General features: G+C 67.2%; 22 protein-coding genes. 9 read left to right on the top strand and 13 right to left on the bottom strand.

Annotated elements, in window-relative coordinates:
• The first annotated feature begins 46 nt into the window (after positions 1-46).
• From IEY58_RS10365 to IEY58_RS10380, 4 genes are all read left to right on the top strand, one after another.
• Positions 47-1,252, top strand: a complete 1,206-nt coding sequence (locus IEY58_RS10365; RefSeq protein WP_189045260.1) for a bifunctional 2-C-methyl-D-erythritol 4-phosphate cytidylyltransferase/2-C-methyl-D-erythritol 2,4-cyclodiphosphate synthase — start codon at positions 47-49, stop codon at positions 1,250-1,252.
• A gap of 8 nt (positions 1,253-1,260) precedes the next feature.
• Positions 1,261-1,725: a phosphatidylglycerophosphatase A family protein gene (locus IEY58_RS10370; RefSeq protein WP_189045262.1), complete on the top strand. Its 465-nt coding sequence runs from the start codon at positions 1,261-1,263 to the stop codon at positions 1,723-1,725.
• Positions 1,726-2,214, top strand: a complete 489-nt coding sequence (locus IEY58_RS10375) for a CinA family protein (RefSeq protein WP_189045264.1) — start codon at positions 1,726-1,728, stop codon at positions 2,212-2,214.
• A 94-nt stretch (positions 2,215-2,308) separates the two neighbouring features.
• Positions 2,309-3,274, top strand: a complete 966-nt coding sequence (locus tag IEY58_RS10380; RefSeq protein ID WP_189045266.1) for a nucleoside monophosphate kinase — start codon at positions 2,309-2,311, stop codon at positions 3,272-3,274.
• Here IEY58_RS10380 and IEY58_RS10385 read toward each other — a convergent pair.
• The 7 genes from IEY58_RS10385 to pdhA all read right to left on the bottom strand — a co-directional run bounded on the left by IEY58_RS10385 (position 3,256) and on the right by pdhA (position 10,924).
• Positions 3,256-3,984 carry a hypothetical protein gene (locus tag IEY58_RS10385; RefSeq protein WP_189045268.1) on the bottom strand — a complete coding sequence of 243 codons (729 nt, stop codon included), beginning with the start codon at positions 3,982-3,984 and terminating at the stop codon, positions 3,256-3,258. The two genes, IEY58_RS10380 and IEY58_RS10385, sit on opposite strands and share 19 nt — an antisense overlap.
• A 76-nt stretch (positions 3,985-4,060) precedes the next feature.
• On the bottom strand, positions 4,061-4,537 hold the full coding sequence (locus tag IEY58_RS10390) for a type II toxin-antitoxin system RatA family toxin (RefSeq protein WP_189045270.1): 477 nt from the start codon (positions 4,535-4,537) through the stop codon (positions 4,061-4,063).
• A 24-nt stretch (positions 4,538-4,561) separates the two neighbouring features.
• Positions 4,562-5,596, bottom strand: a complete 1,035-nt coding sequence (gene lipA, locus IEY58_RS10395; RefSeq protein WP_268237561.1) for a lipoyl synthase — start codon at positions 5,594-5,596, stop codon at positions 4,562-4,564.
• A gap of 21 nt (positions 5,597-5,617) precedes the next feature.
• On the bottom strand, positions 5,618-7,027 hold the full coding sequence (gene lpdA / locus IEY58_RS10400; protein ID WP_189045274.1) for a dihydrolipoyl dehydrogenase: 1,410 nt from the start codon (positions 7,025-7,027) through the stop codon (positions 5,618-5,620).
• Positions 7,028-7,040: 13 nt separating this feature from the next.
• Positions 7,041-8,366, bottom strand: coding sequence for a pyruvate dehydrogenase complex dihydrolipoamide acetyltransferase (locus tag IEY58_RS10405; protein WP_189045275.1), 1,326 nt, complete (start codon positions 8,364-8,366; stop codon positions 7,041-7,043).
• 94 nt (positions 8,367-8,460) lie between these two features.
• Positions 8,461-9,834 (bottom strand): pyruvate dehydrogenase complex E1 component subunit beta, encoded by a 1,374-nt coding sequence (locus IEY58_RS10410; protein WP_189045277.1) that lies wholly within the window; start codon positions 9,832-9,834, stop codon positions 8,461-8,463.
• Positions 9,835-9,913: 79 nt separating this feature from the next.
• Positions 9,914-10,924 carry a pyruvate dehydrogenase (acetyl-transferring) E1 component subunit alpha gene (gene pdhA / locus IEY58_RS10415; protein WP_189045279.1) on the bottom strand — a complete coding sequence of 337 codons (1,011 nt, stop codon included), beginning with the start codon at positions 10,922-10,924 and terminating at the stop codon, positions 9,914-9,916.
• A 303-nt stretch (positions 10,925-11,227) separates the two neighbouring features.
• Between pdhA and IEY58_RS10420 the strand changes: the two genes are divergently transcribed.
• Entirely contained in the window at positions 11,228-12,028 is an 801-nt protein-coding gene (locus IEY58_RS10420) for an alpha/beta hydrolase (protein ID WP_189045281.1), read from the top strand.
• A 10-nt stretch (positions 12,029-12,038) separates the two neighbouring features.
• Here IEY58_RS10420 and IEY58_RS10425 read toward each other — a convergent pair whose 3' ends face one another.
• The 5 genes from IEY58_RS10425 to secG all read right to left on the bottom strand — a co-directional run bounded on the left by IEY58_RS10425 (position 12,039) and on the right by secG (position 16,863).
• The gene (locus IEY58_RS10425) at positions 12,039-12,323 is read right to left on the bottom strand and encodes an FtsB family cell division protein (protein ID WP_229743632.1); all 285 of its coding nucleotides are present in this window, start codon (positions 12,321-12,323) and stop codon (positions 12,039-12,041) included.
• 233 nt (positions 12,324-12,556) lie between these two features.
• Positions 12,557-13,834, bottom strand: coding sequence for a phosphopyruvate hydratase (gene eno, locus IEY58_RS10430; RefSeq protein WP_189045284.1), 1,278 nt, complete (start codon positions 13,832-13,834; stop codon positions 12,557-12,559).
• Positions 13,835-13,917: 83 nt separating this feature from the next.
• Positions 13,918-14,769, bottom strand: coding sequence for a 3-deoxy-8-phosphooctulonate synthase (gene kdsA, locus IEY58_RS10435; protein WP_189045286.1), 852 nt, complete (start codon positions 14,767-14,769; stop codon positions 13,918-13,920).
• Positions 14,770-14,790: 21 nt separating this feature from the next.
• Positions 14,791-16,416 (bottom strand): CTP synthase, encoded by a 1,626-nt coding sequence (locus IEY58_RS10440; RefSeq protein ID WP_189045288.1) that lies wholly within the window; start codon positions 16,414-16,416, stop codon positions 14,791-14,793.
• A gap of 66 nt (positions 16,417-16,482) precedes the next feature.
• On the bottom strand, positions 16,483-16,863 hold the full coding sequence (secG, locus tag IEY58_RS10445; RefSeq protein WP_189045290.1) for a preprotein translocase subunit SecG: 381 nt from the start codon (positions 16,861-16,863) through the stop codon (positions 16,483-16,485).
• A gap of 331 nt (positions 16,864-17,194) precedes the next feature.
• On the opposite strand from secG, the gene IEY58_RS10450 reads away from it, so the two are divergent.
• Entirely contained in the window at positions 17,195-18,325 is a 1,131-nt protein-coding gene (locus IEY58_RS10450) for a DmpA family aminopeptidase (protein ID WP_229743633.1), read from the top strand.
• A gap of 19 nt (positions 18,326-18,344) precedes the next feature.
• Here the strand turns inward: IEY58_RS10450 and tpiA are convergent, their stop codons facing one another.
• Positions 18,345-19,112 (bottom strand): triose-phosphate isomerase, encoded by a 768-nt coding sequence (tpiA, locus tag IEY58_RS10455; RefSeq protein ID WP_189045292.1) that lies wholly within the window; start codon positions 19,110-19,112, stop codon positions 18,345-18,347.
• A 163-nt stretch (positions 19,113-19,275) separates the two neighbouring features.
• Between tpiA and IEY58_RS10460 the strand changes: the two genes are divergently transcribed.
• The 3 genes from IEY58_RS10460 to IEY58_RS10470 all read left to right on the top strand — a co-directional run bounded on the left by IEY58_RS10460 (position 19,276) and on the right by IEY58_RS10470 (position 24,077).
• On the top strand, positions 19,276-21,162 hold the full coding sequence (locus IEY58_RS10460; RefSeq protein WP_189045294.1) for a peptidylprolyl isomerase: 1,887 nt from the start codon (positions 19,276-19,278) through the stop codon (positions 21,160-21,162).
• Positions 21,163-21,175: 13 nt separating this feature from the next.
• Positions 21,176-22,684 (top strand): anthranilate synthase component I, encoded by a 1,509-nt coding sequence (gene trpE / locus IEY58_RS10465; RefSeq protein WP_189045296.1) that lies wholly within the window; start codon positions 21,176-21,178, stop codon positions 22,682-22,684.
• Between the two features lie 91 nt (positions 22,685-22,775).
• Complete coding sequence (locus IEY58_RS10470; RefSeq protein WP_189045299.1) at positions 22,776-24,077, top strand: UDP-N-acetylglucosamine 1-carboxyvinyltransferase; 1,302 nt, start codon at positions 22,776-22,778, stop codon at positions 24,075-24,077.
• Positions 24,078-24,755 lie beyond the last annotated feature (678 nt).

The raw sequence follows: 24,755 nt of genomic DNA on the forward strand, positions 1-24,755 counted from the left end.
CGTGTCGCTTGTCCCGCGTGCGACGGACGGGCTAGTCTCCGCCGCCATGAGCGATCCTTCCCTTTCCGCCCCCGCCCCCACCGTTCATGTCCTGATCGTGGCGGCCGGGCGTGGCGCCCGCTTCGGCGGGCCTTTGCCCAAGCAATATTGTTCCTTGGCGGGTCAGCCGGTCCTGCGCCGGACGCTCACTGCGTTTCTTGCCCATCCCGCCGTCGCCGGCGTCCGGGTGGTCATTCATCCGGACGATCGGGCGCTCTATGACGCGGCGACGGACGGTCTGGATCTGGCCGAGCCGGTGGCCGGCGGGGCAACGCGCCAGGAATCGGTCCGCAACGGGCTCGAGGCGATCGCCCCGGCCGCGCCTGACCTGGTGCTGATCCACGACGCGGCACGCCCGCTGATCTCGGCCGGGACGGTCGACCGGCTGATCGCGAGCCTGGCCACGCATGTCGCGGCGATTGCGGCCGTGCCGGTGCGCGACACCGTGAAGCGTGCCGAGGGCAGCCGGATCGCCGACACGGTGGACCGGACCCATCTCTGGCGAGCGCAGACGCCCCAGGCGTTCCGCTTCGCCGACATCCTGGCCGCCCATCGCGCGGCCGTCGGTCTCGATTTGACGGATGACGCGGCCGTGGCGGAACGCGCCGGTCATCCCGTGGAGCTGGTCATGGGCGACGAGGACAATTTCAAGATCACTACGGCGGACGACCTCGCCCGGGCCGAGGCAGCCATGATGGCGCGGCTCGGCGACGTGCGCGTCGGCCAGGGCTTCGACGTGCATCAGCTGGTGCCGGGCGACCATTGCTGGATCAACGGCATCCGCATCGCGCACGACCAGACCCTGCTCGGCCACTCCGATGCCGACGTCGGCCTGCATGCGCTGACCGACGCCATCCTGGGCGCCATCAGCGCCGGCGACATCGGCCAGCATTTCCCGCCGACCGACGAGCGCTGGCGCGGCGCCGCCTCTGACAAGTTCCTGGCCCATGCCGGGAGCCTGGTCAAAGCCAAGGGCGGCATGATCGCCCATTGCGACGTCACCATCATTTGCGAACGGCCGAAGATCGGCCCGCATCGCGCCGCCATGGCCGAACGCATCGCCGAGATCCTGGGCTTGTCGCTCGACCGGGTCAGCGTCAAGGCGACGACGACGGAGAAGCTGGGCTTCACCGGCCGCGGCGAAGGCATCGCGGCGCAGGCGACTGCCACGGTCCGCCTGCCCTTCGACCTGCCAGCCCCTGGCATCGCCTGAGCTCCGGCATGGGCGGAACTGCCGGCGCCAAGCTGCTCGCGACCTGGTTCGGCGCGGGGCTCGCACCCAAGGCACCGGGGACCTGGGGCTCGATCGCGGCCCTGCCCTTCGCCTGGGTGATCCAATGGTGGGGCGGTTCCGCGGCGCTCGTGCTGGCGGCGACCTTGCTGCTGCTCGCCGGCTGGGCTGCTGCGGACCGGCTCGTACGGGCGAGCGGCATCAGGGACCCGCAGTCGATCGTCGTCGACGAGGTGGTCGGCCAATGGTTGACCCTCGCCTGCGGACCCCTCAGCATTCCGGCCTATCTGATCGGCCTGATCCTGTTCCGGGCCGCCGACATCACCAAGCCGTTCCCGGCGAGCTGGGCCGATCGCAAGATCGGCGGCGGCTTGGGCGTCATGCTCGATGATGTGCTGGCGGCGATCTATTCCGGTTTCGGGCTCTGGCTCATCGATCGCGTGGTGGGGCTCTAGATGATCGACGCCGACATCCTCGCCGCTGCCGAACGGCTGCTCGACCTGGCGCGCACGCGCGGCCTGCGCCTCGGCACGGCCGAATCCTGCACCGGCGGCCTGATCGCCGGTGCCTTGACGGCGATTGCCGGCTCGTCGGACGTGGTCGAGGCCGGCTTCGTCACCTATTCGAACGAGGCGAAGACGGCGATGCTGGGTGTGCCGTCCGCACTGTTTCCGGCCGTGGGCGCCGTCAGCAGCGAGGTTGCGGTGGCGATGGCGGAAGGCGTGCTCGCCCAGCTGGCACAGATCGATCTCGCCGTATCGGTGACCGGCATCGCCGGCCCGGGCGGCGGCAGTGCCGAGAAGCCGGTCGGCCTCGTGCATTTCGGCCTAGCCCGGCGTGGCCGGCCGACTGCGACCACGCACGAGATCTTCCCCGGAGACCGGGCCGCGATCCGGCGGGCGACCGTCGCGAAGGCCCTGGCGCTTCTGACATCGGCGGTTTGACGTTCCGCACACGAGCGCCGTTCGACAGTTGAAACTTGAGACCGAATGTCCCAAACCGATGCGATTGGGGCGAATGATGAAAGGTGACTAAAGCATGGCGAGAGACGACGACAGTCCGGCCGCAGAACATTCCCCTGGCCTGGATCTCGGCCGTCGACTGATCATCCGCGACATCGAGATCGCCGGCTCCGGCGTCATCATCCTCACCGGCCCGTCGAGCTGCGGCAAGGGCGAGATCGCCAAGGCAATGTGCGAGCTGCTGTCGATCTCGCGCGATCGCTGGCTTTCCATGGGTGACATCCTGCGCCGCACCTATGAGCGCGCCCGCTCGCCAGAGTTCGTCCGCCTGCTCGAGGAGCGCTACTCGATCAGCGACAAGGTGCCGATCCTCGACTGCATCGACACGACGCCCGAGCTTGCCCGCAAGGTGGAGGAGCAGTCGGTGGCGCTCGCCGCCGCGCTTGCCGAGAAGCGCGGCGCGTCGGCGGACTGGCGCACGGCGAGCCAGCTCGACTGGCTGGAATACTGCACGACCCACGGCCTCCTGGTGCCCAACCGCTGGACCCAGGCGCTGATCGCCGCCGACATCCAGCAGCTGCCTGACCTCCACCGGAAGATCTTCCTGCTCGACGGCTACCCCCGCACCCGGGTCGCGGCCGAGCGGCTGCTGGAAGACCTGTCGGCGCTCGGCCTGCCGGTGCTCAAGGTGCTGCATCTCAGCATCAGCAAGCAGGAGATGCTGCACCGTGCGGGCCTGCGCGGGCGCATCGACGACGACAAGGCGTCGCTGCTGAAGCGCTTCGACTTCTATATTGAGAGCGTGCAGCCGAGCGTCGACTATCTGAAGGAAAAGCTCGGCGCCGACCGGATCGCGCTCATCGACGCGCACCAGCCGCACTACACGATCGTAAACGGCGAAAGCCGCTTCGACCTCGATCGCTCGATCGAGAGTGTCGTGCGCTCGGCGCTGCGCGGGCTCGGCCTGCCGCGCTTCGTCATCGGCCGGATGCTGGCGTCGCGCGACGCGCGGGCGCTCGACGATCAGTTGGCTGCGCAGTAGGCGGCCGTGTCGATCTCCTGCACGTCGCGGACGATGGCGCCTTTGCGCACGACAAATTCCGAGAGCCCGACATGGTGCGTCTCGGAATCCGGCTTCCAGTCGTAGGTGTAGCCCAGCGCCGTGAACGGGTAGCCGGGCCGGTCGAAGCCGACGCGGTAGGAGCCGAGGAGCTGCTGCAGCATGAAGCGGTCATGGGCCGCCGCCGTCGCTTCGGCAAGGCCGGCATGGCGGCTCTCCGGCACGTCGAGCGTGCAGGCGCTGGTATTGATCCGCGGGTCGGCGCAGGGCCGGAACAGGTCGGCGCTGCGCACCGTGAAGGTGAAGAACTTGCGGTCGGTCGCATCGTCCGGCGGCAGGCCCAGGAGCTGCTGCAGGCGGAGCGTCAGCGCTGCGCCGGAGAGACCGGCGCAGCGCCGTTTCAAGTCGGGGGCGACCGTGATCCAGACGTCGGCGCCGAGCGTGCGGACGAGCTTGCCAACCGAATGGCTGTCGAGGTCGTAGGCCCAGGTCACCACGTCGGCATTCTTGCTCGTGATCGGGCTCAACCGGGCCTCGAGATCGGCCGGCTGCTTGACCGCGGCGTCGCGGATGGCGGCCTCGTAGAGCGCCATCGGCGACGGCGGCGGGGGTGCCGGAGGCGGTGGCGGCGGTGCGGCGCAGGCGGCGAGCAGGCTCAGCGTACCGATCGTCCCCAGCTGTCCGAACCGCATCCCGCTCCCCCGCCGTCGCTGCCGCACCTGATGGTTGCGCGCGATCTTGCGGGGATTCGCCCAGAATGGGAACCGGTCAAATCGGACGGGGCAGGATTTGCGTAGCGACGCCCGGCTCGCCCGCGCCGTAGAGCCGGCGCGCCCGTCCCTCGAACGCTGCGACCATGCGCCGGACCGCCTCGCTGAACAGCACCTCGATCACCTTCTGCAGCATGCGCGAGGAGAATTCGAAGTCGACGTAGAAATCGACGACGCAGCCGCCATGCGGCCCCGGCTCGAACTTCCACTGGTTCTCGAGATAGCGGAACGGCCCTTCGGAATAGGTCACGTGGATCCGGTCCGGCCGGGTCAGCACGACGCGCGAGGTGAAGCGCTCGCGATACATCTTGAAGCCGATGACCAGGTCCGCCGTGACCTCGTTCTCCTTGCGCGTGCGGATGCGGGCACCCATGCACCACGGCAGGAATTCCGGGTATTTCTCGATGTCGGCCACAAGGTCGAACAGCTGATCCGGCCGATAGGGCAAAAGGCGGCGTTCGGCGAACTTCGCCATTGCTAAGGTGCGTCCCGGAGCGGCTCAGCCCGCCGCGGCGGCGAGCTTGGCCTCGCGGGCGGCGCGCATCCGGGCGAAGTCGGCATCGGCGTGATGGGACGACCGCGTGAGCGGGCTCGATGCCATCATGAGGAAGCCCTTGCCGTAGCCCATCTTGCGATAGGACTCGAACTCCTCCGGCGTCACGTACCGATCGATCGGATGGTGCTTCGGTGTCGGCTGCAGGTACTGCCCGATGGTCATGAAGTCGACGTCGGCGGCGCGCAGGTCGTCCATGACCTGCAGCACTTCCTGCCGCTCCTCGCCCAGGCCCACCATGATGCCGGACTTGGTGAAGATGCTGGGATCGACCTGCTTCACCATGTCGAGCAGCCTGAGCGAATGGAAATAGCGGGCGCCCGGGCGGACCGTCGCATAGAGGCGCGGCACGGTCTCGAGATTATGGTTGAACACGTCGGGCCGCGCCGCCGCCACCTTCTCGATCGCCCCCGGCTTGCGCAGGAAATCGGGCGTCAGGATCTCGATCGTGGTCGCGGGCGAGCGCTCGCGGATCGCCCTGATCGTGCGCACGAAATGCTCGGCCCCGCCGTCATCCAGATCGTCGCGGTCGACCGAGGTCACGACGACATGCTGCAGGCCCAGGCCCGCGACCGCCTCGGCGACATGGTCGGGCTCGTGCGGGTCGAGCTTGTCCGGCTGGCCGGTCGCGACGTTGCAGAAGGCGCAGGCGCGCGTGCACACGCTGCCCAGGATCATGACGGTCGCGTGTTTCTGCTGCCAGCATTCGCCGATGTTCGGGCAGGCGGCCTCTTCGCACACCGTGTTGAGCTTGAGATCGCGCATGAGGCGGCGCGTCTCGTGATATTCCTTGCTGATCGGCGCCTTGACGCGCAGCCAGTCGGGCTTGCGCGGCGACGGCCGGTCCGGATTGGCCGCCTTCTCGGGATGGCGCAGTGCCGCCGGGCTCTGGTCCGGCCGCATGGCCTCGTCTTTCACGATATCGTCCGGCATGGGTCCGCTTGTCTCGTCGGGCCGAGGCTGCCCTACCCTTTTGGAGATAAGGCAGCCCCGATCGAAGCTCTAGAAGTGGATAACGCGGCCGTAGGCGTCAAGCACGGACTCGTGCATCATCTCCGAGAGGGTGGGATGCGGGAAAATCGTTTCCATCAGCTCCTTCTCGGTCGACTCCAGATTCTTGGCGACGACATAGCCCTGGATGAGCTCGGTCACCTCGGCGCCGACCATGTGTGCGCCCAGGAGTTCGCCGGTCTTGGCATCGAACACGGTCTTGATCATGCCCTCGGGCTCGCCCAAGGCGATCGCCTTGCCGTTGCCGATATAGGGGAAGCGGCCGACCTTGACCTCATACCCCTCCGCCTTGGCCTTGGCCTCGGTCAGGCCGACGGACGCCACCTGCGGCATGCAATAGGTGCAGCCCGGGATCTTGGCCACGTCCATCACGTGCGGATGCAGGCCAGCGATGGTCTCGACCGCGACGACGCCCTCGTGGCTCGCCTTGTGCGCAAGCCACGGCGGGCCGACCAGGTCGCCGATCGCCCAGATGCCGGGTTCGTCGGTGCGCAGATGATCGTCGGTCACCACATGGGTGCGGTCGACCTTCACCTTGGTGCCTTCGAGCCCGATGCCCTCGACATTGCCGACGATGCCGATCGCGATGATGACCCGCTCGACTGTGATGGTCTCGGTCTTGCCGTTGCCCTCGATCGTCGCCGTCACGGAATTGGCCGCCTTCTTGACGTCCTTGACCGTGGCGCTGGTGCGGATCTTCATGCCCTGCTTCTCGAAGCTCTTGCGGGCGAAAGCCGAGATCTCCTCGTCCTCGACCGGCAGCACGCGATCCAGCATCTCGACCACGGTCACGTCGACGCCGAGATTGTGATAGAAGCTCGCAAACTCGATGCCGATGGCGCCGGATCCCACGACGAGCAGCGACTTCGGCAGCTCCTTCGGCACCATCGCGTCCTTGTAGGTCCAGATCAGCTTGCCGTCGGACTCCATGCCCGGCGCCTGGCGCGCACGGGCGCCGGTTGCGAGGATGATGTTCTTGGCGGTGAGGTCGGCAACCGGCTTGCCGTCCTTCTCGACCTTGAGCTTGCGCAAGCCGCCGGCGACACCGTCCAAGCGGCCCGAGCCGTCGAACACCGTCACCTTGTTCTTCTTCAGGAGATGCTTGACACCGCCGGAGAGCTGGCCCGCCACCTTGCGCGAGCGGTCGACGATCTTGGCCAGGTCGAAGCTCACGTCCTTCGCGGCGAAGCCGTAGGCGTCGAGGTGATGCAGCAGGTGGTTGATCTCGGACGTGCGCAGGAGCGCCTTGGTCGGGATGCAGCCCCAGTTGAGGCAGATACCGCCCAGGTGCTCGCGCTCGACCACCGCCACATTCATCTTGAGCTGGGCGGCGCGGATCGCGGCGACATAGCCGCCCGGCCCGCCGCCGACGACGATGAGGTCGAAATTCTGTTCAGCCATGGTCCGACCTCTCTCAGAGCAGCATCGACAGCGGATCTTCGATCAGACCCTTGAACGCCTTGAGGAAGGCGGCACCCACCGCGCCGTCGACCACGCGATGGTCGACCGAGAGCGTGCAGGACATGACGGTCGCGACGGCGAGCGCGCCGTTCTTCACGACCGGGCGCTGCTCGCCGGCACCCACCGCGAGGATGGCGCCGTGCGGCGGATTGATGACGGCGGAGAATTCCTTGATGCCGAACATGCCGAGGTTCGAGATCGAGAAGGTGCCGCCCTGGAACTCCTCGAGCTTGAGCTTGCCGGCCTTGGCGCGAGCGCCCAGGTCGCGCATCTCGGACGAGATCGTGGCCAGACCCTTGGTGTCGGCCTGCTTCACGATGGGCGTGATGAGGCCGCCGTCGATCGCGACCGCGACCGCGATGTCGATCTGCTTCCACTGCAGCGCCGCCTCGTCGGACCAGGAGGCGTTCGCCTCCGGCACCTTCTTCAGCGCCAGCGCCGACGCGCGGATGACGAAGTCGTTGACCGAGATCTTGAGCCCCTCGCTCCGGCTGTTGAGCTCGGCACGGGTCTTCAGCAGCTGGTCGATCTCGCAATCCACCGTCAGGTAGAAATGCGGCACGGTCGACTTCGCCTCGGTCAGGCGCTTGGCGATCGTCTTGCGCATGCCCGTGTGCGGGATCTCGGTATAGGGCACGTTGCCGGCGAGGGCGACGACGCGATCCTTGGGCGCGGCCGCGGTCGTGCCGAGCGGGATCGGTGCGGCGGCAGCGGGCGCCGCGGCGGGGGCTGCAGCCGGCTGCGGCGCCGCGGCCGGTGCTGCCTTGGGCTTGCCGGCGGCGGCCTCGATATCAAGCTTGACGATGCGGCCGTTCGGGCCGGTGCCGGTCACGGTCGAAAGATCGACGCCGGCCTGCTCCGCCATGCGGCGGGCGAGCGGCGTCGCGAAGATGCGCTCGCCGTGGTCGGCGGCGGCCGGCTTCGGCGCGGGCGCCGCTTCCTTCGGGGCCTCGGCCTTGGGGGCTTCGGCCTTTGGCGCCTCGGGTGCCGCGGCCGCCTTGGGCGCCGGCGCCTTGCCGAGCGCGTCGGCGCTCTCGCCTTCCTCCAGCAGCAGCGCGATCACTTCGTTGACCTTGACGCCCTGGGCGCCCTCGGCAACGACGATCTTGCCGAGCGTGCCCTCGTCGACCGCCTCGACCTCCATGGTCGCCTTGTCGGTCTCGATCTCGGCGATGACGTCGCCGGCCTTGATGGCGTCGCCCTCCTTCTTCACCCATTTGGCGAGGTTGCCCTCGGTCATGGTCGGCGACAGCGCCGGCATCAGGATCTCAATCGGCATCGCATCCCCCTGGCAGGGGACCGGCAAGCGGTCGTGGCCGTCGCCGGTCTCGTTCGTTCATGAAAAGCGGCGGGACGGCCGTCCCGCGCCGGTCTCAGCGGTAGCAGACTTCCTTGGCGGCCGAGACGATGTCGTCGACCTGCGGCAGGGCCAGCTTCTCGAGGTTGGCGGCATAGGGCAGCGGCACGTCGGCGCCGTAGACGCGCTTCACCGGCGCGTCGAGCCAGTCGAACGCCTGCTCCATGGTGACGGCGGCGATCTCGCTGCCGATGCCGGCGAAATGCCAGCCTTCCTCGACCGAGACGACCCGATTGGTCTTCTTGATCGAGTTGACGATGGTCTCGATGTCGAGCGGGCGGATCGTGCGCAGGTCGATCACCTCGGCGTCGACGCCCTGATCGGCGAGCTTGGCTGCGGCCTCGACCGCGTATTGCACCATGCGCGAGAACGCGATGATGGTGACGTCCTTGCCCGGCTTCACCACGCGCGCCTTGCCGATCGGCACGATCCAGTCCGGATGGTCCGGCACGTCATGGGTCTGGCCGTAGACGAGCTCGTGCTCGAGGAAGATGACCGGGTTCGGGTCGCGGATCGCAGCCTTAAGCAAGCCCTTGGCGTCGGACGCGTAGTAGGGCGCCACCACCTTCAGGCCCGGGCAATGGGCGTACCAGCTGGCATAGCACTGCGAATGCTGGGCAGCCACGCGCGAGGCGACGCCGTTCGGCCCGCGGAACACGATCGGGCAGCCCATCTGGCCGCCGGACATGTAGAGCGTCTTCGCCGCCGAATTGATGATCTGGTCGATCGCCTGCATGGCGAAGTTGAAGGTCATGAACTCGACGATCGGCTTCAGGCCGGTAAAGGCGGCGCCGACCGCAAGGCCGGCGAAGCCCATCTCGGTGATGGGCGTGTCGATGACACGCTGCGCGCCGAACTCGTCGAGCAAGCCTTGGCTCACCTTGTAGGCGCCCTGGTACTCGGCCACTTCCTCACCCAGGAGGAACACGTCCTTGTCGCGGCGCATCTCCTCGGCCATGGCGTCGCGCAGCGCCTCGCGCACGGTCACCTGGACATGCTTGCCGGTGAATTCCGGCTCGGCCGCGATGACGGCCGACTTGGGTGCGCCAGCAGGAGCCTTGGCTTCCGGCGCCTTGGCCTCCACCTTAGGGGCCTCGGCCGCCGGGGCTGCAACGGGCGCTGGCGCCGGCACCGCATCGACGCTTTCGCCATCAGCCGCCAGGCTCGCGATCGGCGTGTTGACGGCGACGTTCTCGGTCCCTTCCGGCACCAGGATCTGCGCGAGGGTGCCCTCGTCGACCGCCTCGACCTCCATGGTCGCCTTGTCGGTCTCGATCTCGGCAATAACGTCGCCGGCCTTGATGGCGTCGCCTTCCTTTTTCAGCCATTTGGCGAGCTTGCCCTCGGTCATGGTCGGCGACAGCGCGGGCATCAGGATCTGGATCGGCACGGTGGCTCTTCCTTATGCAATCGTTCGGACGCGGTGTCGGGCAGCGCGCGAACGGCGCCGCCGCGGCACGCGGGGCAAATCAGGCTTCGACCAGGACGTCGGTCCAGAGCTGGGCGGGATCCGGCTCCGGGCTTTCCTGGGCGAATTCGGCCGCGGCGGTGACCAGGTCCTTGACCTCCTTGTCGATCGCCTTCAGCGCGTCCTCGTTGGTGAGGCCGCCGTCGATCAGCTGCTTGCGCACGAGATCGATCGGGTCGTGCTCCGTGCGCATCTTGGCCACCTCCTCCTTCGACCGGTACTTGGCCGGGTCGGACATGGAGTGGCCGCGGTAGCGGTAGGTCATCATCTCGAGGATGATCGGGCCCTTGCCGGCACGGGCGAAGGCCACGGCCTCATCGGCCGCCTCGTGCACGGCGACCACGTCCATGCCGTCGACCTGCTTGCCCGGGATGCCGTAGGCGGCACCGCGCTTGAAGAGCTCGGTCGAAGCGGAGGCGCGCTGCACCGAGGTGCCCATGCCGTACTTGTTGTTCTCGATGACGTAGATCACGGGCAGCTTCCACAGCGCCGCCATGTTGAAGCTCTCGTAGACCTGGCCCTGATTGATGGCGCCGTCGCCGCAATAAGTGACCGAAACGCGGTCGCTGCCGCGATAGCGGTTGGCAAACGCGATGCCGGTGCCGAGCGGCATCTGGGCGCCGACGATGCCGTGGCCGCCGTAGAAATGCTCGGTCTTGGAGAACATGTGCATCGAGCCGCCCTTGCCGCGCGAATAACCGCCGCTGCGGCCCGTGAGCTCGGCCATGACGCCCTTCGGGTCCATGCCGCAGGCCAGCATGTGGCCATGGTCGCGATAGCTCGTGATGATGCCGTCGCCGAGCCCGAGCGCGTTCTGCATGCCGACCACGACCGCTTCCTGCCCGATGTAGAGGTGGCAGAAGCCGCCGATCAGGCCCATGCCGTACATCTGGCCGGCCTTTTCCTCGAACCGGCGGATGAGCAACATCTCGCGGTAATATTTAAGGAGCTGTTCGACCGAGGGGGTCTTGGCCTCGCCGGCGGCGGGCTTCGTTCTACGCTTCAGGGCCATCTACTGCTCCACGCGCATCGACAGATAGGGCGCCGGAATCGCCCTCAGGCGTTCCGGTTCTGAGGCCGACCATAGTGCGGCGCAACGGGAATGCCAACCAACTTCCGTTTAATTGTTTGTTTTGCAACGCAAAAACAAATTTAACCAACTTTTGGTTAAGCTGCTGGAAAGGCGAAAAAAGACGGCACATGCCCGCCGAAAACGCGCGCATCCGACACACGAAATTCACATAGAGCATCCGGGGGCGATGACAAGGGCGCGGGGAACCCGGCACCATCAGGAAGCGAACAAAAGAGGGATCTCGTGCCTTTGATCAAATGGCTGGCCCTCCTGGGCCTCGTCACCTATCTGGCGGCGCTCGGCATCCTGACGCTGGCGCAGCGCAACTTCCTCTACTTCCCGAGAGGGCCGGCCCTGACGCCAGGCGAAGCGGGGTTGCCACGCGGCGAGGCGACGGCGATCGAGACCGACGACGGCGAACGGCTCCACGCCTGGTTCGTCCCGCCAGCGGAGGGGCGGCCGCTCATCCTCTACTTCCACGGCAACGGCGGCGCGCTTGCCGACCGTATCGTGCGGTTCCGCACCCTGACGGAGAGTGGTGTCGGGCTGCTGGCGGTCGAATATCGCGGCTATCCGGGCTCGACTGGCACCACGACCGAAGCGGGGCTGCATCGGGATGCCGAAGCGGCTTATCGCGATGTGCTCGGCCGCGGTGTGGCCCCGCAACGGCTGATCATCCTGGGAGAGTCGCTTGGCACCGGCGTCGCGGTCGCCCTCGCCGCCCGGCACGAATGCGCGGCCCTTGTGTTGGACTCACCCTATTCCTCAGTCGCCGACGTGGCCGCAGCACACTACTGGATGTTTCCCGTTCGCCCTCTGCTCCGCGACCCGTTCCGCTCCGACCTCAAGATCGGCAAAGTCAGAGCGCCGATCCTTATGGTGCACGGCAGCGCCGACCAGATCATTCCCCTCCGCTTCGCAGAAAAGCTGTTTGCGCTGGCGCCCGAGCCGAAGCGCTTCCTGCGCATCGATGCCGCCGGCCACCTCGCCATGGACAGCGTCCTGCCGCAGGTGCTCGAATGGATTGGGACGACGGTGGGCTGAGCCCGAGGGATTACTTCGGCTGGCCGTCGTTGTTGAGGATGACGACCTCGCCCGGGCCGATCAGGTTGAGGGCTGCACGCGCCTGCTCGTCGAGCAGGTCGGGATCGAGATGCTCCGGCCGCAGCAGCGAGACGCGGTGTGCCGCCTCGAGCCGTTCCTCGTGCACGCGCGCCTGTTCGACCTTCGCCGCGCGGATCTGCTGGGTAAGACGCACCCAGGCGATCAGCCCGCGATCTCCCTCGACCAGGTGATAGGCGAAATAGCACGCGAGCGTGAGGCCGATGAGCGGCCCCACGATCGCATGCGCCTGCCGGCGGAGATGTCGGCGTATTTCCATAACAATGAGAGAATCATGTCTGGACCGGACCGGTCAACTGCGGCATGGCCCAGTGAAGCCAAAATCACTCCAAGAGATTGTCCAAATACTCATCCAGTCATCGTTTGGCTGGATGCGGCCAACCCGAGGTCGAGAGAGTCCGCCTCGGAACCCGCGGTGCGGGCGGATTCCGAAGCGCGACTCGGCGCGGCTCAGCCGCGCAGGACGGAGCGGCCGGCGTAACGGGCCGAATCGCCCAGCAATTCCTCGATGCGGATCAGCTGGTTGTACTTGGCGAGACGGTCGGAGCGCGAGAGCGAGCCGGTCTTGATCTGGCCGCAATTGGTCGCGACCGCGAGGTCGGCGATGGTTGCGTCCTCGGTCTCGCCCGAGCGGTGCGACATGACGGCGGTATAGCCGGCGCGCTGGGCCCGCTGGACCGCCTCGAGCGTTTCCGACAGCGTGCCGATCTGGTTGACCTTGACCAGGATCGAGTTGGCCGTGCCGCGCGCGATGCCGTCGGTGAGCCGCTTCGGATTGGTCACGAACAGATCGTCGCCGACGAGCTGGGTCTTCTTGCCGATCGCGGCAGTGAGCGCCGCCCAGCCTTCCCAATCATCCTCGGCCATGCCGTCCTCGACCGAGACGATCGGGTAGCGCGTGACCAGATCCTCGATGTAGCGCACCATGCCGTCGCTATCGAGCTTCTTGCCTTCGCCTTCAAGGTGATAGACGCCGCTCTTGAAGAACTCGGTCGAGGCCACGTCGAGCGCCAGCACCACATCGTCGCCCGGCTTGTAGCCGGCGCTCTCGATCGCCTTCATGAGGAAGCCCAGCGCCTCGTCGGCCGAGGCGAGGTTCGGCGCGAAGCCGCCTTCGTCGCCGACGTTGGTGTTGTGGCCGGCCGCCTTCAGCTGCTTCTTCAGCGAGTGGAACACTTCGGCGCCGACCCGGATCGCGTCCGACAGGGTGTCGGCGCCGACCGGCATGATCATGAATTCCTGGATGTCGATCGGGTTGTCGGCGTGCGCGCCGCCGTTGATGACGTTCATGAGCGGCACCGGCAGGGTGCGGGCATAGACGCCGCCGACATAGCGGAACAGCGGCATCGACACCTCGTCGGCCGACGCCTTGGCGCAGGCCAGGCTGACGCCGAGGATGGCGTTGGCACCGAGCCGCGACTTGTTGGGCGTGCCGTCGAGATCGATCAGCAGTTGATCGATGCCGATCTGGTCGTCGGCATCCTGGCCGGAGAGCGCATCGAAGATCTCGCCGTTGACGGCATCGACCGCGTTCTGCACGCCCTTGCCGAGATAGCGGGCGCTGTCGCCGTCCCTGAGCTCGACCGCCTCATGGGCGCCAGTCGAGGCACCCGACGGCACGGCAGCCCGGCCGACGCTGCCGCTCTCGAGCGTGACATCGACCTCGACGGTCGGGTTGCCGCGACTGTCGAGAATCTCGCGGGCATGGATGTCGAGGATGGCGGACATCGGTCGGACTCCTTTGGGAGAGGTTTTTCGCAAAAGAAAACGGCCGGAGACTGGATGTCGAGACTGGATGTCGAGACCGGCCGTCAGAGCGTCGGGATCGGATTGGCCTTCGACAAACGGTCGAAGGCGACGAGAGTTTCCAGGAGCGCCGGCATGGCGCGCATCGGCACCATGTTCGGGCCGTCGGAGGGCGCCGCGTCCGGATCGGGATGGGTTTCCATGAACACGCCGGCGACGCCGACCGCGAGTGCAGCGCGCGCCAGCACCGGCACGAAGCGGCGCTCGCCGCCGCTGGTCGCACCCTGCCCGCCCGGCTGCTGCACCGAATGGGTCGCATCGAAGATCACGGGATAGCCGGTCTCGGCCAGGATCGGCAGCGACCGCATGTCGGAGACGAGCGTGTTGTAGCCGAAGCTGACGCCGCGCTCGCACAGCAGGACGCGATGATTGCCGGTGCTCGCGGCCTTCTTCGCGACATTCGCCATGTCCCAGGGTGCCAGGAACTGGCCCTTCTTGATGTTGAGTGCGGCGCCGGTCGAGGCCGCGGCCAGGATCAGGTCGGTCTGGCGCGACAGGAAGGCCGGGATCTGCAGCACGTCGACCGCCTCGGCCGTGGGCTGACATTGTTCCGGCAGATGCACGTCGGTGATGGTGGCGCAGCCGAGGCTCTCGCGGATCTCGGCCAGGATCGGCAGCCCCTTCTCGAGCCCGATGCCGCGCGCCGAGGTGAGCGAGGTGCGGTTCGCCTTGTCGAACGAGGTCTTATAGATGAGGCCGAGGCCGAGCTTGGCCGTCATCTCGACCAGCGCCGCCGCGGTCTCGAGCGCATGTTCGCGCGATTCCAGCTGGCAGGGGCCGGCGATCAGCACGAACGGCCGATCGTTCGCGAGCGTGAGCTTGCCGATCTCGACGGACCGGGGCGTGACGGACGACATGGGCAAGCCCCTCTTCTGGCTTTAGACGAGCCGCGACTGCTCGAGTGCCGCGCGGATGAACGCCGTGAACAGCGGATGCGGCTCGAACGGCTTCGACTTCAGTTCCGGATGGAACTGCACGCCGATGAACCAGGGATGGTTCGGGAATTCGACGATCTCGGGCAGCACGCCGTCGGGCGACATGCCCGAGAACTTGAGGCCGGCCGCCTCGAGCTTGTCCTTGTAGCGGATGTTCACTTCATAGCGATGCCGGTGCCGCTCCGAGATCGCCACGGCGCCATAGGCGTCCGCGACCCGGCTGCCGGGTGCCAGCACCGCGTCATAGGCGCCGAGCCGCATCGTGCCGCCGAGATCACTGTCGGCCGTCCGCGTCTCGAGCTCGTTGCCGCGCGTCCATTCCGTCATCAGGCCCACGACCGGCACGTCGCAGGGCCCAAATTCGGTCGAGCTCGCGCTCGACAGGCCGGCGAGATTGCGCGCCGCCTCGATGACCGCCATCTGCATGCCGAAGCAGATGCCGAAGAACGGCACGTTGCGCTCGCGCGCGAAGGTCACGGCCTGCACCTTGCCCTCGGTGCCGCGCTCGCCGAAGCCGCCCGGCACCAGGATGCCGTTGACGCCGGTCAGGTGATGGACCGCGTCCTCCGACTCGAAGATCTCGGAATCGATCCAGCGCAGCTTGACCTGGACATGATTGGCGATGCCGCCGTGGGTCAGCGCCTCGGCCAGCGACTTATAGGCGTCGAGCAGGTTGATGTACTTGCCGACGACCGCGATCGTGACCTCGCCCTCGGGCTTGCGCACGTTCGAGACGATCGACTGCCAGCGCGTGAGGTTGACCGGCGGCGTCTCGATGCCGAAGTAGCTGCAGACCGCGGTGTCGAAGCCTTCGTCGTGATAGGCGATCGGCACCTGGTAGATCGTGTCGACGTCGAGCGCCTGTATCACCCGCTCCTCGCGGATGTTGCAGAACAGCGCAATCTTCTTGCGCTGACCGAGCGGAATCTCGCGGTCGCAGCGGCAGAGCAGCACATCCGGCTGGATGCCGAGGCCGAGCAGTTCCTTGACCGAATGCTGGGTCGGCTTGGTCTTGAGCTCGCCCGCGGCCGGGATGTAGGGCACGAGCGTCAGGTGCACGAACATCGTGCGTTCCTTGCCGAGCTCGTTCGCGAGCTGCCGGATCGCTTCCAGGAACGGCAGGCTTTCGATGTCACCGACCGTGCCGCCGATCTCACACAGCACGAAATCCTCGTCCGTGATGTCGGCCTGGATGAATTCCTTGATGGCGTCGGTGATGTGCGGGATGACCTGGACGGTCGCACCCAGATATTCGCCGCGCCGCTCGCGCCCGATCACCGTCGAATAGATCCGGCCCGTCGTCACACTGTCGCTGCGCCGGGCCGACACACCCGTGTAGCGCTCGTAATGCCCCAGATCGAGATCGGTCTCCGCACCGTCGTCGGTGACGAACACCTCGCCGTGCTGGTACGGGCTCATCGTGCCCGGGTCGACGTTGATGTAGGGGTCGAGCTTACGCAGGCGGACCTTGAAGCCGCGCGCCTGCAGGAGGGCGCCCAGAGCGGCCGAGGAAAGTCCCTTGCCGAGAGAGGAGACCACGCCGCCGGTAATGAAAATGAACCGCGTCATGGACAATCACCCTACAACAACCAAACCATCAAACGACAGATAAACGTGCCCGCCAAAGCGGTTAAATCATTTCGACAGCGGAACGCTCGGCTGAGTCGGCGGGGTCGGCGTCGGCGCCGCCGGAGTGGCCGGAGCCACCGGCTGGGTTGCGGGCGCGCTTGCTGGTGCGCTCTGGGCCGGAATCTGGTCGAGAATCGAGACGCCGCTCGTGTGCTGCCGGGCGGCCAGAATCGCGAGCAGCACGCTCGTCGCCATGAAGCAGCCGGCCAGGATCGCCGTGGTGCGGGTCAGGAGATTCGCGGTCGACCGGCCGGTCATGAAGCCGGACATGCCGCCGCCCCCGCCGCTGCCGAGACCGAGGCCGCCGCCCTCGCTCTTCTGGATCAGCACGACGCCGATCAGTGCTACGGCCAAGAGCACATGGACAACGAGAACGACGATCATCATGGCGGAAGACTTCGATCCTGTACGCCGCTCCCCGAGGGGATCATCCCGTGGGAAGATCGCCCGAGGCCGGCCCGAAAAAGCCGAGCGGGCGGCGCCCCCGCCCTGCCGGCCAAGGGGACGTCGCCCGTGTATCGAGCTTATCTAGTCGGTTCGCTTGCCGATGGCTAGTGTCCTCGACCGTTCGGGCAATGTCCGGAGCGCATGCCTCCTCGGATGGGGCGTTGCGCGGCGCTGGCGACCGCGTCTCGCAACCGGCAATATCCCCTCGCATATTCTAATGAGATGGCGGGCGATGAAGCCTCTCGGCGTCGCATTTTTGATGGGGTTGCTGTTGGTTATTGGTACTCCCGCCTCCGGCGCCGAGCCGCAAGGCGGCCGGCCGCGGGCCCGCGAGCTGGGCATCACGGCCGGCGTGCTGCCGCCTGGGCCGCTCGACGCCATCACCGATGTCGCGGGCGTGCGCGTCGGCCAGGTGACGCTCATCGAGGGCGCCGACATCCGCACCGGCGTCACCGCCATCCTGCCGCACGGCGGCAATCTCTATCAGGACAAGGTCCCGGCCGGATTCGCGGTCGGCAACGGCTTCGGCAAGTTCGCGGGCTCGACCCAGATCGGTGAATTGGGCGAGCTCGAGACGCCGATCGTGCTGACCAACACGCTCTCGGTCGCCGAGGCCATCGCCGGCGCCGTTGAATGGACGCTGGCACAGCCGGGCAACGAGGAGGTCCGCAGCGTCAATGCCGTCGTCGGCGAGACCAACGACGGTTACCTGAATGCGATTCGCGCGCGCCGCGTGACCAAGGAAGACGTGCTGAAGGCGATCGAGACGGCCACCGGCGGCCCGGTCGCCGAGGGCAATGTCGGCGGCGGCACCGGCACGCAGGCGTTCGGCTGGAAGGGCGGCATCGGCACGAGCTCGCGCCGCTTGCCCGCGGCATACGGCGGCTACACAGTCGGGGTCCTGGTCCAGACCAACTATGGCGGCGTGCTGACCATCGCCGGCGCGCCGGTCGGCAAGGAGCTGGGACGCTATTACCTGAAAGGTGCCGCCGAGGAGATCAAACCCGACGGCTCGATCGTCGTCGTGATCGCGACCGACGCGCCGCTGTCAGACCGCAATCTGACGCGCCTCGCCCGCCGGGCGTTCAACGGCATCGCCGTCACCGGCTCGCCCATGACCAACGGTTCGGGCGACTACGCCCTTGCCTTCTCGACGGCCGAGAGCGTCCGGCGCACGGTGGCCCGGCGCAGCGCGGTCGCGGAGCTGGCGGACCTGCCGAACGACCAGATGTCGCCGCTGTTCCAGGCGGTGATGGAGGCGACCGAGGAGGCGATCTACAACGCCATGCTGCAGGCGGTGACGCTCAAGGGCGCGGACGGCCATGTGCTGAAGGCGCTGCCGCTCGACCGGCTCAGCGAGATCCTCGCCCGCCACGGCGTGGGCGCGGCGGCCCGTCCTTAGGGCCGCCGCCGCTCTCGGCCTAACGGCGGGGTGCGGCCTCGACGATCGCCCAGAACTCGTCGGCCTTGAGGCTGGCGCCGCCGACGAGCGCGCCGTCCACGTCGTCGAGCGCCAGGATCTCCCGGGCGTTCGACGGCTTGACCGAGCCGCCGTAGAGGATCCGGACGTCGACGCCGCCCACGACCTTGCCGGCGAGCAGTTCCCGGATATGCCGATGCATCGCCGCGATGTCGTCGAGCGTCGGGACCCGGCCCGTGCCGATCGCCCAGACCGGCTCGTAGGCCACGACCAGGGTGGCGGCGGTCGCCCCGTCCGGCACGGAGCCCAGCACCTGGCCGCCGACCACGTCGAGCGCGCGGCCTTCGTCACGTTCCGTCGCGGTTTCACCGACGCAGACGATCGCGGTCAGTCCCTCGGCCAAGGCCGCCGTCGCCTTGGCGCGCACGGCCGCGTCGGTCTCGTGGTGTCCCGCGCGCCGCTCGGAATGGCCGACGATGACGGTACTGCAGCCGAGATCGCGCAACATGGCGGCGGCGATGTCGCCGGTGAAAGCGCCGCTCGGCTCCGCGCTGCAATCCTGACCACCCAGCGCGACGGGACTGTCGGCCAGGGCCTCGGCCACGGCGTCGATCAGTGTTGCCGGGGGGCAAATGAGAATGTCGCCGGCGAGCGCCGTCCCCACGGCCTTCGCCCGTGCCGCAACCGCGCCCGCAAGCGCCGTACCGTCGGCCTTGAGGCCATTCATCTTCCAATTGGCCGCGATCAGCGGCCGCCGTGCCGAGTTCATTGCTTCTCCACTTGGTTCTCGCCGGTTCCGGCTATTCTTATTGACCGGCCCGCGTCCAGCGTCATTTCCGAGTTGCCGGGCCCGCTGCGGGCGCTTTATGGTCCGGCACCTTCTTTCGGGTGCGATGCGCGCCGCCGGGCGCACCATAACGGTTCAGTCTGCAATGCTTCAATTCATCCGCTCCAAGGCCGGGTCTTTCATCGTCAAGGTCCTGTTCGTCCTTTTGATCTTGAGCTTCGGTATCTGGGGCATTGGCGACTTCCTGCGTCAAACGCCGCAGGACACGACAGTGGCGACCGTGGGCAGCCACAAGATCACCGGCGATGTCGTGCAGCGGACGGTGCGCCAACAAGTCGAACGCATGCGCCAGCAATTCGGCGGCAATTTCGACATGGAGCAAGCCAAGGCGTTCGGCGTCATTGACCGGGCGGTCGACGGACTGATCTCGCAGACGGTGCTGGACCAGGAGGCGGAGCGCCTCAATCTCGCGGTCGGCGACAAGGAAGTTGGGCTGCTGATCCAGAACGAGCCGGCGTTCAAGAATGCGCAAGGCCAGTTCGACCGCGGCTCGTTCGTGATGCGGCTCAACCAGGCGGGTTACACCGAGCAGAGTTTCGTGGCCCTCCTGCGCAGCGAGCAGCCGCGCATCGATCTCGCAACCGTGGCCGGCGGCGGGGCGAAGGCGCCGGAGGCGCTGGCGGACCTCATCTACCGCCTGCGCGGCGAGAAGCGCGTCGCCGACTGGGTGTTCCTGCCGTCGAACGCCGTCAAGGACATCCCGGCGCCCGACGATGCCGCGATCAAGGCCTATTACGACGCCCACCACGACGCCTTCACCGCGCCGGAATATCGCGGCTTCACGGCGCTCGCCTTGACACCGGCCGACGTGGCGGGCGACGTCAAGATCGACGAGGCCCAGCTCAAGGACGAGTATGCCAAGCGCGCGGACGAGTTCACCAAACCCGAGAAGCGCCATCTGCTGCAGATGATCTTCAAGGATGAGAAGGCGGCGCAGGATGCCGAGGCCGAGCTCGCCCAGGGCAAGGACTTCGTCAAGTTGGCGCAGGATCTGACCAAGGCCGACCCCTCTGCTACCGACCTCGGCTCGGTCACGGCCAAGCAGCTGCCGCAGGAGCTGGCGGGGCCGGTGTTCGCCGCCAAGGACGGCGAGGTCGTGAAGCCGGTCCAGACCGCATTCGGCTGGCATGTCGTCAAGATCGCCGGCATCGAGCCGGGCGGCGGCAAGAGCTTCGAGGAGGTCCGCCCGCAGCTCGAAGCCGAGGCGCGCCACGAGGCGGAATCGGACGCGCTCTACGCGCTGTCGAACAAGGTCGAGGACGCGATCGCCGCCGGCGCCGATATCCCGACGATCGCCCAGCAGTTCAAGCTCAAGCCCTATACGGTGAAGACGGCCGACGCCAACGGCCAGGACCCGGACGGCAAGCCGCTGCCCGAGTACACGATCGCGGCCGACGCGCTCATCAAGACCGCATTCCAGACCTCGCAGGGCCAGACGAGCGGGCTCGAGCAGGTGCCGAACGGCTCGTTCTATCTCGTGCGGACCGATACGGTGACACCGCCGACGCTGAAGCCGCTCGACACGATCAAGGAGCAGGTCAAGGCGGCCTGGACCGACGACCAGCGGGCAGCCAAGGTCGCGGCTCAAGCGAAGGCGCTCGCCGACCAGGTGAAGCCCGATGAGCCGCTCGCCAAGCTCGCCGCGGCGCAGAAGCTGCAGCTGTCGACGACGAAGCCGTTCATCCGCACGGCGCCGGGCAACCAGGCCGGCGTGCCGGCCAGCGTCGTCGCCAAGATGTTCGACCTGAAGCCGGGCGGCGTCGCCGCGGTGCAGGCGCCGGACGGCCAGTTCGTGGCGCAGCTCAAGGAGATTCAACCGGTCGATCCCGCGGCGGATAAGGCCGGCGTCGATGCCCTCGACGGACAGCTGACCCAGCAGATCGGCGAGGATATGCTGAGCGAGTTCGACCAGGCGTTGCGCAAGCTGCACCCGGTCGTGGTTCGGCGTGACCGGATCGCCACTCTCTTCTGACAGGAACGGCCCGATGCAGACGCTGCCTGACTACGCCGGCTTTGCCGAGGCCCACGCCCGCGGCGAGGCCGTCTTGGTCTGGACCACCCTGGTCGCCGACCTGGAGACGCCCGTCTCGGCGCTGATGAAGCTTGCCGACGGCCGGCCGAACAGCTTCCTGTTCGAATCGGTCGAAGGTGGCGCCGTGCGCGGCCGCTATTCCTTCATCGGCTTGAAGCCCGACCTGATCTGGCGTTGCCGGGGCGAGAAGGTCGAGATCAACCGGCAGGCGCGCATCGACGCCGATGCGTTCGAGCCGTCACCCGACGGGCCGCTCGCCTCGCTGCGCCGGCTTATCGACGAGAGCCGCGTCGCGATCCCGGCACCGCTGCCGCCGATGGCAAGCGGCCTCTTCGGCTATCTGGGCTATGCCATGATCGGCCGGGTCGAGCGGCTGCCCGACACCAATCCCGACACGCTGGGTGTGCCCGACGGGCTGCTGATCCGCCCGACCGTGGTCGCGATCTTCGACAATATCGCCGACCGGGTGACCGTCGTGACGCCGGTCTGGCCGAACGAGGGCGCCGATCCGAAGGTGGCCTACGCCCATGCGCGCGAGCGCCTGGCCGACGTCGTCGCCGATTTCGGCCGCTCGCTGCCCTATCGCGCCGAGCGCGAGGAAGACGTCGACCACACGCCGGAGCCCGCGACCAACCTGACGCGCGGCCAGTATCACGAGATGGTGGAACGGGCGAAGGAGTACATCCGCGCCGGCGACATCTTCCAGGTCGTGCCGTCCCAGCGCTTCACCGTGCCGTTCCGGCTGCCGCCCTTGACCTTCTACCGCGCGCTCCGGCGCTTGAACCCCTCGCCGTTCCTGTTCTTCCTCGATTTCGGTGACTTCAGCGTCGTGGGCTCGAGCCCGGAGATCCTCGTGCGGCTCCGCGACGACAAGGTCACGATCCGGCCGATCGCCGGCACGCGCCGCCGCGGCGTCGATGCGGCCGAGGACGCGGCGCTCGCCGCCGACCTGCTCGCCGACCCCAAGGAACTGGCCGAGCATCTGATGCTGCTCGATCTTGCGCGCAACGACGTCGGCCGGGTCGCCAAGATCGGCACGGTCAAGGTCGTCGAGCAGATGATCGTCGAGCGCTACAGCCACGTCATGCACATCTGCTCGACGGTCGAGGGCCAGCTCGATCCGGCGCGCGGCGACATGCTGGACGCGCTGATGGCGGGCTTCCCCGCCGGCACGGTCTCGGGTGCGCCCAAGGTGCGCGCCATGGAGATCATCGACGAGCTCGAGCCCGAGCGGCGCAACATCTATGGCGGCGCCATCGGCTATTTCGGCGGCTCGGGCGCGATGGACACCTGCATCGCACTCAGGACCGCGGTCCTGAAGGACGGCAAGCTCGTGATCCAGGCCGGCGGCGGCGTCGTCGCCGACAGCGACCCGGAGGCCGAGTACCAGGAGTCCGTCAACAAGTCGAAGGCGCTGGTGCGCGCCGCCGAGGAGGCGAAACGCTTCGCCGCGGGACGCTGACGGCCCGAATTCCGCCACATCCTTCTGCTCTCATCATCGGGTCCGGGCGGTCCCGCCCGGGATCGCCAGCCTCCCCCGGAAAGTCCCAGATATGGCCAATCTGATCGTGCACGGCGGCCGCCCTCTCAGCGGCCGGATCGTTCCTTCGGCGAACAAGAACGCCGTGCTGCCGATCCTGTGCGCGACGCTGCTCACCCAGGAGACGATCCGTCTCCACGGCGTGCCCGACATCACCGACGTCAACAAGATCCTGGAGATCTTCCGGGTGCTGGGCAGCGAGGTCGAGGCCGACCTCACGAACGGCCTGGTCGTGATCCGCCACCACGACACGGTGTTCGACGCGAAGCTGCACCGGCTGCCGGAGCAGATGCGCTCGTCGATCATGCTGGTGCCGCCGCTGCTGCACCGGTTCGGCGTCGCCCGTATCGAAGACGACGTCAAGGGCTGCACGCTCGGCGTGCGCGAGATCGATCCCCATGTCGAGGTGCTGGCCCGATTCGGCGCCGCAGTCGAACGCACCGAGGGCTCGCTCGTCATCCGCGCCCATCGCCCGCTGCAGGCGACCCGCCACTGGCTCGACTATGCCTCGGTTACGACGACCGAGAATTTCGTGCTGTGCGCGGCGCTGGCCGAGGGCACGTCGAAGCTCACCAACGCCGCTTCCGAGCCGCATGTCCAGGAATTCTGCCGCTTCATGGCAATGCTGGGCGCCCGGATCGAAGGCATCGGCACGTCGCAGCTCACCATCCACGGCGTCGAAGGCTTGAGCGGCGGCGACTTCACCTTCGCCGAGGATTTCCACGAGATCGCGACCTTCCTGGCGCTGGGCGGCATCACCGGCGGCAATATCGCGGTCAAGAATTCCCAGGCTGAGCAGTTCCCGCTGATCGACCGGACCTTCGCCAAGTTCGGCATCGCCGTCCATCACGAGGACGGCTGGTCGCGCGCCGAGACGAACGGGCCCCTGAAGGTGCGCCGCCCGTTCACCCAGAACATGCTGACCAAGGTCGAGGCCGCCCCCTGGCCCTATCTGCCGGTCGACCTGCTGCCGATCTTCATCGCGCTCGGGGTCAAGGCCGAGGGCAGCGTCATGTTCTGGAACAAGGTCTATGACGGGGCGCTCGGCTGGTCGGTCGAGCTCTCCAAGTTCGGCGCGCACACGTTCCTGTCGGATCCGCATCGGCTCATCACGTTCGGCGGCCATCCGCTGATCCCGGCCGAGGTCGAGAGCCCCTACATCATCCGCGTGTCGATCGCGCTCCTGATGCTGGCCGCCAGCATCGATGGCCGCTCGGTCATCAAGAACGCGACGCCGATCCGCCGCGCCCATCCGCGCTTCGCCGAGAACCTCCGCTCGCTCGGCGCCGACGTCGAATGGACGACGAGCGACTGAGCCACTGGGGAAGCGGTTGAGAGCGTGTCAGCGTCGAGCCAGCACGACTGAACGTGGAACAGTCGCGGATCGCGTACCACGCCGAACGCTTCGATGAAGCGGCAGCCGGTGTTCGTGAGAGCCGGTCGGTTTGCCACAACGACACTAAGCCGAACCCGACGACCAACCCACCCACTGCGAATGTGCGTCGGGACGGCGCGACGACGGGCTTATTCGCCGAAAGGCCCCCAGCTCCTTTGCGCCTGGAAGTCTTGCCATTGGGCTCGTTCGGCCGGCGTGTAGCTCGAACAGGCCGCCAGAGCTGTGATCACGACGACTGAATGAAGAGTCATCAGTGCATATTTCTGGATGATTTTGCGCATTTTATTGCCTCGCCATGGTGGTTTCCTCCCCCCGGCCGATTTCGACAAATGCTGCGATGAGCAGCATGAGCAGCACGCGCATGAAGAGGTCGCCGAAGACAGCGGCGCCGAAGGCCGTTGTCTCGGTTGACTCTCTCTAGGCCGTGGCCATTCCTGGAAAATTTCGTCGGCTGAGTGCGCGGTGTCGCACTAGGATCAATCGACATTCAGGATTCACGGATGGCTGAATATGTGATTCATGAGACGCCAGATTCTTCGATCTGGGGTCTGGTTGATGACCAAGCGGTACGAGCTTTCGCAAGCCCAGTGGCGTCGG

The organism is Aliidongia dinghuensis (assembly GCF_014643535.1).
In the GTDB taxonomy this organism is placed as follows: Bacteria; Pseudomonadota; Alphaproteobacteria; order ATCC43930; family CGMCC-115725; genus Aliidongia; species Aliidongia dinghuensis.

Bases quoted from the DNA above. Each gene is read 5' to 3' on its own strand.
- IEY58_RS10365 (WP_189045260.1), top strand. From the start codon at position 47: ATGAGCGATCCTTCCCTTTCCGCCCCCGCCCCCACCGTTCATGTCCTG.
- IEY58_RS10370 (WP_189045262.1), top strand. From the start codon at position 1,261: ATGGGCGGAACTGCCGGCGCCAAGCTGCTCGCGACCTGGTTCGGCGCG.
- IEY58_RS10375 (WP_189045264.1), top strand. From the start codon at position 1,726: ATGATCGACGCCGACATCCTCGCCGCTGCCGAACGGCTGCTCGACCTG.
- IEY58_RS10380 (WP_189045266.1), top strand. From the start codon at position 2,309: ATGGCGAGAGACGACGACAGTCCGGCCGCAGAACATTCCCCTGGCCTG.
- IEY58_RS10385 (WP_189045268.1), bottom strand. From the start codon at position 3,984: ATGCGGTTCGGACAGCTGGGGACGATCGGTACGCTGAGCCTGCTCGCC.
- IEY58_RS10390 (WP_189045270.1), bottom strand. From the start codon at position 4,537: ATGGCGAAGTTCGCCGAACGCCGCCTTTTGCCCTATCGGCCGGATCAG.
- lpdA (WP_189045274.1), bottom strand. From the start codon at position 7,027: ATGGCTGAACAGAATTTCGACCTCATCGTCGTCGGCGGCGGGCCGGGC.
- IEY58_RS10405 (WP_189045275.1), bottom strand. From the start codon at position 8,366: ATGCCGATTGAGATCCTGATGCCGGCGCTGTCGCCGACCATGACCGAG.
- pdhA (WP_189045279.1), bottom strand. From the start codon at position 10,924: ATGGCCCTGAAGCGTAGAACGAAGCCCGCCGCCGGCGAGGCCAAGACC.
- eno (WP_189045284.1), bottom strand. From the start codon at position 13,834: ATGTCCGCCATCCTCGACATCCATGCCCGCGAGATTCTCGACAGTCGC.
- kdsA (WP_189045286.1), bottom strand. From the start codon at position 14,769: ATGTCGTCCGTCACGCCCCGGTCCGTCGAGATCGGCAAGCTCACGCTC.
- IEY58_RS10440 (WP_189045288.1), bottom strand. From the start codon at position 16,416: ATGACGCGGTTCATTTTCATTACCGGCGGCGTGGTCTCCTCTCTCGGC.
- secG (WP_189045290.1), bottom strand. From the start codon at position 16,863: ATGATGATCGTCGTTCTCGTTGTCCATGTGCTCTTGGCCGTAGCACTG.
- tpiA (WP_189045292.1), bottom strand. From the start codon at position 19,112: ATGAACTCGGCACGGCGGCCGCTGATCGCGGCCAATTGGAAGATGAAT.
- IEY58_RS10460 (WP_189045294.1), top strand. From the start codon at position 19,276: ATGCTTCAATTCATCCGCTCCAAGGCCGGGTCTTTCATCGTCAAGGTC.
- trpE (WP_189045296.1), top strand. From the start codon at position 21,176: ATGCAGACGCTGCCTGACTACGCCGGCTTTGCCGAGGCCCACGCCCGC.
- IEY58_RS10470 (WP_189045299.1), top strand. From the start codon at position 22,776: ATGGCCAATCTGATCGTGCACGGCGGCCGCCCTCTCAGCGGCCGGATC.